Genomic DNA, 6583 nt, shown 5'->3' with positions numbered 1-6583 from the left:
GTACATTTGTGCCACCTTATCTTCACGAATCAAGTTACGAATCGCCGGTGTACCGATCATGATTTCATGCGCTGCAACTCGACCGCCATTGGTTTTCTTAAGCAGAGTCTGCGAGATAACCGCTTGCAATGATTCAGAGAGCATTGAGCGCACCATGGATTTTTCTTCTGCAGGGAACACATCAACGACCCGGTCAATCGTCTTCGCTGCCGACGTGGTGTGCAAGGTGCCGAAAACCAAGTGCCCTGTTTCGGCGGCGGTAAGTGCCAAGCGAATAGTTTCAAGATCTCGAAGCTCACCAACAAGAATGATGTCGGGGTCTTCACGCAGTGCTGAGCGAAGTGCTTCGTTGAATCCAAGCGTGTCTCGGTGTACTTCTCGTTGGTTCACCAAGCATTTTTTACTCTCGTGAACGAATTCGATCGGATCCTCAATGGTGAGAATGTGGTCATAACGATTATCGTTAATGTAGTCGATCATTGCTGCCAGTGTTGTCGACTTACCCGAACCGGTTGGCCCGGTGACCAGAACAAGACCGCGTGGCACTTCAGCAATATCCCGAAACACCTGACTCATACCCAGATCTTCCATGGTAAGTACTTTGGAAGGGATGGTACGAAATACCGCACCGGCTCCTCGGTTTTGGTTGAATGCGTTTACACGAAAACGTGCAACACCAGGAACCTCGAATGAGAAATCCGTTTCCCAAAATTCCTCAAAGTCTTTGCGCTGCTTGTCATTCATGATGTCATAAATCAGTGAGTGCACTTCTTTATGTTCCATCGCCGGCAGATTGATTCGGCGAACATCTCCGTCGACACGAATCATTGGAGGCAGTCCCGCCGATAGGTGCAAGTCGGATGCGCCCTGTTTCGCGGAGAACGCAAGCAATTCAGTAATATCCATGAGAACCCTCTGTCGGATTAAACGTTCATTTTTTGATTAGCTTGTTTCGATAACGGCTTTTTGCTCAAATGGCCGGGGTTTCTTCCAAGCCAGCTCGGATAAGAGTTTCCGATGACTGGATCCGATGCATCGTTATCTTGTTGATTAGCATAATGTTTAGAATAGCAGACAAGCTTGAGAACGTTAGATTAAGAATAAAAAAAGCGACAATTAGCGCTGGGCGCTTAACGGACGAAGTTGAGCTGCTTCCCGTGAGCAAGAAGCACAGTGCCGAATCGGTGCTGGAGGCCTTTGATGCAGGGTGCCGAGCTTTTGGTGAAAACTATGTCAGTGAGGCCGTTGAAAAGCAGCAACAATTGGCTGTTTTAGACTCGGACAAAGCCGCCGAAATCTCCTGGTATTTCATAGGGCCGGTGCAATCTAACAAGACGCGATTGATTGCGGAGCATTTTGATTGGGTGCAAAGTCTTGATCGCCTTAAAATTGCCCAGCGCCTAAATGATCAGCGGCCTAAAGAGCTGGGGCCTTTGAATATATGTATTCAGGTAAATATTGATAATGAAGAGTCAAAGTCGGGTTTAAGCGTTGATGAAATCGAGCGCTTTGCCGAATCGATCAGTCATTTTCCAAACCTCCGTTTACGAGGGTTAATGGCGATACCAAGCGCGCATTCTGACGATCAGACGCTAAGCGCTAGTATGGCCAAACTTCAGCAAGCCTTTCTCGTATTAAAAGCAGAGTATGAGAGTGTCGATACCCTTTCGATGGGAATGTCTTCGGATATAGAGCTTGCTATTAAGAATGGCTCGACCATGGTCAGAGTTGGTACCGCTATTTTTGGCGCCCGCACCTCAACAGAATAAGGAATCGTATGTCTAATAAAAGTATGCAGTTAAATACAAGCAAAATTAGCTTTATTGGCGCCGGAAACATGGCCAGCGCAATAATTGAGGGCCTTATTGAGAACGGCGTTGAGCCGGGTTCCATTCTGGCAAGTGATCCATCGCCAGAAAAGCTTGATGCAATGCAGACACGGTTGGGTATTGGGGCGACCACAGATAATGCGATTGCTGTTTCGTCAGCAGATATTGTGGTACTCGCTGTTAAACCACAAGTGATGGCGCAGGTGATTGAACCCCTCAAGGCGTTGTTTGAAGAGAAAACGCCAGTGGTTGTCTCTATTGCGGCAGGTATCGAAATGCAAAGTCTGCAAAGCTGGCTTGGGGGCGCCGTGCCAATTGTACGTTGTATGCCGAATACGCCAGCACAGGTTTTGGAGGGAGCGAGTGGGCTTTTTGCTAATGCGCAGGTTGGTGAAGAGCAGAAGCAGGTGATTGAAGCTATGTTCGCGGCGGTTGGGTATGCCACATGGGTTGAAAAAGAGTCGTTGATTCACGCAGTGACTGCCGTTTCAGGAAGTGGTCCGGCGTATTTCTTTTTGATGATCTCTGAGATGGCGAAGGCGGGCGAGGCCCTCGGGCTTGAGGCCGAATCTGCGAAACGTCTTGCAGCACAAACCGCTATGGGTGCCGCTAAAATGGTGCTTGAGAGTGATCTTCCAGCCGAGCAGCTCAAGCGCAATGTCATGTCGCCAGGCGGAACAACTGAGCGTGCGATTCATGTGTTTGAAAATGATGGCTTGCCTGAGCTTGTCTCAAAAGCGATGACGGCTTGCGCGGACCGTTCCAAAGAAATGGCAGAGCTACTGAGTGACAAATAGTGTGGTAACTAACGTGAACAATGGAAACGTCAATTGGGTGAAAAATTATGCGGGATGCTGAGCACTTGAAGGTCTCGTTTCTGTTGACTGGCAACGAGTTAATGAGTGGCGATATTGTTGACAGCAATTCGGCCAAATTGGCTGAAAAGCTAAGTGCGTTTGGTTGCCCCGTTCATTATAAAGCGACGGTGGGTGATGACGTGGCCGTGCTCAAAAGCGAGATTGCACGCATTGCCGCGTTTTCCGACGTGTTAATCGTTAATGGAGGCCTCGGGCCGACAGTAGATGATTTGACGGCAGAAGCCTTAGCGGGCGTCTTGGGTGTTGAATTGCGCGAAAACACCGAAGCGATGGTGCAGCTGGAAGCATGGTGTAAGCAAAAAAATATTGCTTTCAACGCGGCGAATCGCAAACAGGCGATTTTGCCTGAAGGTGTAGAGATTATCCCCAATGCAACCGGGTCGGCTCCGGGGTTTGCTGCAGATGTGGCCGGTTGTCGGGTTTATTGTACGCCAGGCGTGCCGTCCGAGTTGTTCCGCATGTTTGATGAGCAAATTCTCCCGCGTATGAAGTTTGCTGAAGGCGCAGAAGTAAAACGATACCGGTTTCGTCTTTTTGGCATGGGCGAATCGGGAATTCAGCAGCGCCTTTTCAAGAGTGGCGTCACCATTCCAAAGAACATTGAACTGGGCTTTCGCGCTTCGGTGCCCATGCTTGAGTTAAAGCTGCAAGCGACGCATCGGGAGGACTATCAGACGCTTGAAGAGACCGCGCAGGTCGCTCGCGACCTATTTGGCTCACATATTGTGACGGAGGATGGGCGCAGTATCGCCCATGTTTTGAAGGATATTTTACTTGAGCAAGGCAAGCGTGTGAGTTTTGCCGAGTCTTGTACTGGCGGCTTAATTAGCGCAATGCTAACCGAGTTGGACGGTGCTTCGCAGGTGTTTGATGCTGGATATGTCACGTATTCAAACGCAATGAAAAGTTCCATGCTAGGGGTGCAAGAAGCGACCTTAAACCAGCATGGGGCTGTTAGTGAGTTGGTCGTAAGAGAGATGCTTGGCGGCGCCCTTGCCAAAAGTGGAGCAGATATTGGCGTGGCTGTTTCGGGTATTGCTGGGCCTGCAGGGGGATCGGAAGATAAGCCCGTCGGCACTGTTTGGGTTGCTTGGGGCTCTATTGCTGCGATCAAAACGCATTGCTTTTACTTTCCCGTGGACCGCAAACGTTTTCAGATTATCGTTGCAGCGTTGGCTTTTGATTTACTTCGAAGAGAGCTCTTGGATATTAAAGAGGAAGCCGTTTACATGAAAGAACGCGCGCTAAACAACAAACGAAATGCATAATTAAAGGACAAAGAGAGTCAACATGCCTAGAGCCAGTGAGATAAAAAAAGGCGAAGTTGTGCTGTATAACCAGCAACTGCTGCACGTAAAACAAATTGAAGTGCAAAACCCGAGTGCGCGGGGCGCAGCGACGTTGTATAAAATGCGCTTCCGAAATGTACAAACGGGTAGTAAAGTCGAAGAGCGTTTTAAAGGGGATGACTTGTTAGAGCGGGTCGAGCTCTTCAAACGCATGGTGAGTTATTCTTATGATGAAGGCGAGGCCTTGGTCTTTATGGATGATGAAGACTTTTCGCAGTACACCATCCGCAAGGAAGATATAGAAGACGAGCTGTTATTTATAACCGAGTCTATTCAAGGAATGGCCGTGCTCATCGTTGATGATGCTGTTGTTGGGCTAGAAATGCCTCAATCGGTGGATATGGAAATCAAAGAGACTTCCCCTGCAATAAAGGGCGCCTCGGCAAGTGCTCGCACCAAGCCGGCTGTTTTCGAAACGGGTCTATCTGTGCAAGTTCCTGAATACTTAGCCTTGGGCGAACGTATCCGTATAAATACGGCAGAGAAGAAGTTTATGGGACGTGCAGACTAGTATCTGAAACCTGCGCAGCCAACGGGCCGAATCTAAGCGGTTAAGATGCAAGACAGCGAAGTGAAAAGGGGGGCGATGAAAATACTGCCCCCCTTTTTTATGTTATGCGAGCTTTACTCGTACTTACAAAGATACGCCGTGTCGCAAGGAACAATTAGATCAAACGATTGGTCGGCGTCGACTTCAAAGGTCTTGCCATCGGTAAAGCTGACAAAGTGATCACTGCCAGGCAGTTTTACCTGAAGCTCTCCACTTACGACAGTCATATACTCTTTTTGGCTGGTGCCAAATGTATACTCCCCCGCAGCCATGACGCCGACAGTGGTCGGTAAATCACGCCCCTCAAAAGCGATAGATTTTACTTTGCCATCAAAATACTCATTCACGTTTAACATGTCGTACTCCCGTTTTATTCGCGTTTGCTTTTTCTATGAACCGATTGGCGCGTAGTATACGGGTAGAGCTATTAAAAACCGAGAAACCAATATTATTCAGATGGTAAAAATGAACGAAACGATTATTGACCTAATTCGTCATGGAGAGCCGGTTGGTGGGCAGCGCCTTAGAGGGGCACAAGATGACCCCTTGTCCGAGCTTGGATGGCAACAAATGCGCGCGTCTGTTGCGGATCATAATCCATGGCAGAGTATTATTGCCTCGCCGCTAAAACGCTGTCGATTTTTTGCTGAGGAATTAGCAGGTCGACATGGTGTGCCTTTAAAGATTGATGAGCAGTTTCGCGAAATTGGTTTTGGCGATTGGGAAGGTTTGACGACGGCTGAGTTGATGGAGAGAGAGCCTGAAGCGTTAAAACGTTATTGGCAGGATCCGGATAATCATACGCCCCCGAATGGCGAGCGCCTGACGGACTTTGTTGAGCGAGTGCACCAGGCTTGGGAGCTTTTGCTCGCCTCTAGCCGGGATCAGCATCGTTTACTAGTCTGCCATGGAGGCGTGATTCGAGCCATACTTGTGCATGTGTTAGGAATGCCAAATAAGCGCTTATGGAACATTGATGTGCCTTACGCAAATGTCAGCCGCATTGTTGTGCATCATTGGGGCGACAATGAAAGTGCTGCGCAATTAAGATTCCATCAAACTCGGTTGATGTAAATCAACTGCTTGTGAGTGACGAGCCGATACACTGAGCACCGTTAACTTAAAACAGGATACGGTTGTGATTGATGCGCAACAGCTAAGCGCGCTTTTGGTTCGTTACGAAGGCCATGGCCCTCGTTACACATCCTACCCGACAGCGCTACATTTTAATGAGAATTTTCGTATTGAGGACTATCAAGAGCAGGTTGCGCTGAGCAATCAGTTGCTCGTTCCTCGACCGCTTTCACTCTATATTCATGTGCCGTTTTGCGCCTCGCTTTGCTACTACTGTGGTTGCAACAAAGTGGTTACGCGAAATCAAAATAGGGCGGCGGAGTATGTTGAAATCCTCAGTCGTGAAATCGCTTTGCGAGCGCAAAGTTTTGCGGATGATCGACTCATTCAGCAGATCCATTTTGGAGGCGGAACGCCTACTTTTTTGAGCATTGCGCAGATTCAGGAAGTGCTTGAGTTGATTGCCCAATCCTTTCATCTCGGATTACCTCATAATCTTGAGATGGGGATTGAGATTGATCCGCGATCGGTGTCTGTGGAAGACATGGAGCGATTGATCGAGTTAGGATTTAACCGTTTCAGTTTTGGTATTCAGGATTTGAATCCTGAGGTGCAGAAAGCGGTGAATCGTGAGCAATGTTTTGACAAGATCAAAGCGCTTGTTAAGCGCGCTCGGGAATTGCAAATCAAGTCTATTTCGTTTGATTTGATCTATGGCCTCCCCCTGCAAACGCCGGATTCTTTTCATCGTACTCTGCAAGAGATTATTGAGGTTAAGCCGGATCGGTTGGCGCTATACAACTATGCGCACATGCCGGATCGGATGCCGTCGCAAAGACTCATCAAGGCCGAGGAACTGCCCAGTAGCGTTGATAAGCTCACCATCCTAAGTGATAGTATTAT

8 protein-coding genes are annotated in these 6583 nt (G+C 48.5%); 6 read left to right on the top strand and 2 right to left on the bottom strand.

Going from position 1 to position 6583, the window contains the following annotated elements; translation table 11 throughout:
• Nucleotides 1–906 (bottom strand): type IV pilus twitching motility protein PilT (locus A3751_RS09870; RefSeq protein ID WP_068455142.1); only part of this gene is annotated, 906 nt, incomplete at its 3' end.
• A 152-nt stretch (nucleotides 907–1058) separates the two neighbouring features.
• On the opposite strand from A3751_RS09870, the gene A3751_RS09865 reads away from it, so the two are divergent.
• The 4 genes from A3751_RS09865 to yeiP are packed head-to-tail and all read left to right on the top strand — an operon-like array spanning nucleotide 1059 to nucleotide 4567.
• Complete coding sequence (locus tag A3751_RS09865) at nucleotides 1059–1769, top strand: YggS family pyridoxal phosphate-dependent enzyme (RefSeq protein WP_068455139.1); 711 nt, start codon at nucleotides 1059–1061, stop codon at nucleotides 1767–1769.
• Between the two features lie 8 nt (nucleotides 1770–1777).
• The gene (proC, locus tag A3751_RS09860; RefSeq protein ID WP_231871774.1) at nucleotides 1778–2626 is read left to right on the top strand and encodes a pyrroline-5-carboxylate reductase; all 849 of its coding nucleotides are present in this window, start codon (nucleotides 1778–1780) and stop codon (nucleotides 2624–2626) included.
• A 47-nt stretch (nucleotides 2627–2673) separates the two neighbouring features.
• Nucleotides 2674–3975 (top strand): CinA family nicotinamide mononucleotide deamidase-related protein, encoded by a 1302-nt coding sequence (locus A3751_RS09855; protein WP_068455137.1) that lies wholly within the window; start codon nucleotides 2674–2676, stop codon nucleotides 3973–3975.
• Nucleotides 3976–3997: 22 nt separating this feature from the next.
• Nucleotides 3998–4567: an elongation factor P-like protein YeiP gene (gene yeiP / locus A3751_RS09850; RefSeq protein ID WP_068455134.1), complete on the top strand. Its 570-nt coding sequence runs from the start codon at nucleotides 3998–4000 to the stop codon at nucleotides 4565–4567.
• A gap of 113 nt (nucleotides 4568–4680) precedes the next feature.
• On the opposite strand, the gene A3751_RS09845 is transcribed toward yeiP, so the two are convergent.
• A complete protein-coding gene (locus A3751_RS09845; RefSeq protein WP_068455131.1) occupies nucleotides 4681–4962 on the bottom strand; it encodes a pyrimidine/purine nucleoside phosphorylase in 282 nt (93 codons plus the stop codon).
• Between the two features lie 109 nt (nucleotides 4963–5071).
• Between A3751_RS09845 and cobC the strand changes: the two genes are divergently transcribed.
• Together cobC and hemN are read left to right on the top strand one after the other, a co-directional pair.
• Nucleotides 5072–5680, top strand: coding sequence for an alpha-ribazole phosphatase (cobC, locus tag A3751_RS09840; protein WP_068455144.1), 609 nt, complete (start codon nucleotides 5072–5074; stop codon nucleotides 5678–5680).
• A gap of 64 nt (nucleotides 5681–5744) precedes the next feature.
• The coding region (gene hemN / locus A3751_RS09835; RefSeq protein WP_068455129.1) for an oxygen-independent coproporphyrinogen III oxidase at nucleotides 5745–6583 on the top strand (839 nt) is incomplete at its 3' end.

This window comes from Oleiphilus sp. HI0080 (genome assembly GCF_001635135.1).
This window is presented reverse-complemented; position numbering and strand designations above follow the sequence as displayed.

What these genes read in the sequence shown, in the direction of transcription:
- A3751_RS09865 (WP_068455139.1), top strand. Translation starts at nt 1,059, where the DNA reads ATGTTTAGAATAGCAGACAAGCTTGAGAACGTTAGATTAAGAATAAAA.
- proC (WP_231871774.1), top strand. Translation starts at nt 1,778, where the DNA reads ATGTCTAATAAAAGTATGCAGTTAAATACAAGCAAAATTAGCTTTATT.
- A3751_RS09855 (WP_068455137.1), top strand. Translation starts at nt 2,674, where the DNA reads ATGCGGGATGCTGAGCACTTGAAGGTCTCGTTTCTGTTGACTGGCAAC.
- yeiP (WP_068455134.1), top strand. Translation starts at nt 3,998, where the DNA reads ATGCCTAGAGCCAGTGAGATAAAAAAAGGCGAAGTTGTGCTGTATAAC.
- A3751_RS09845 (WP_068455131.1), bottom strand. Translation starts at nt 4,962, where the DNA reads ATGTTAAACGTGAATGAGTATTTTGATGGCAAAGTAAAATCTATCGCT.
- cobC (WP_068455144.1), top strand. Translation starts at nt 5,072, where the DNA reads ATGAACGAAACGATTATTGACCTAATTCGTCATGGAGAGCCGGTTGGT.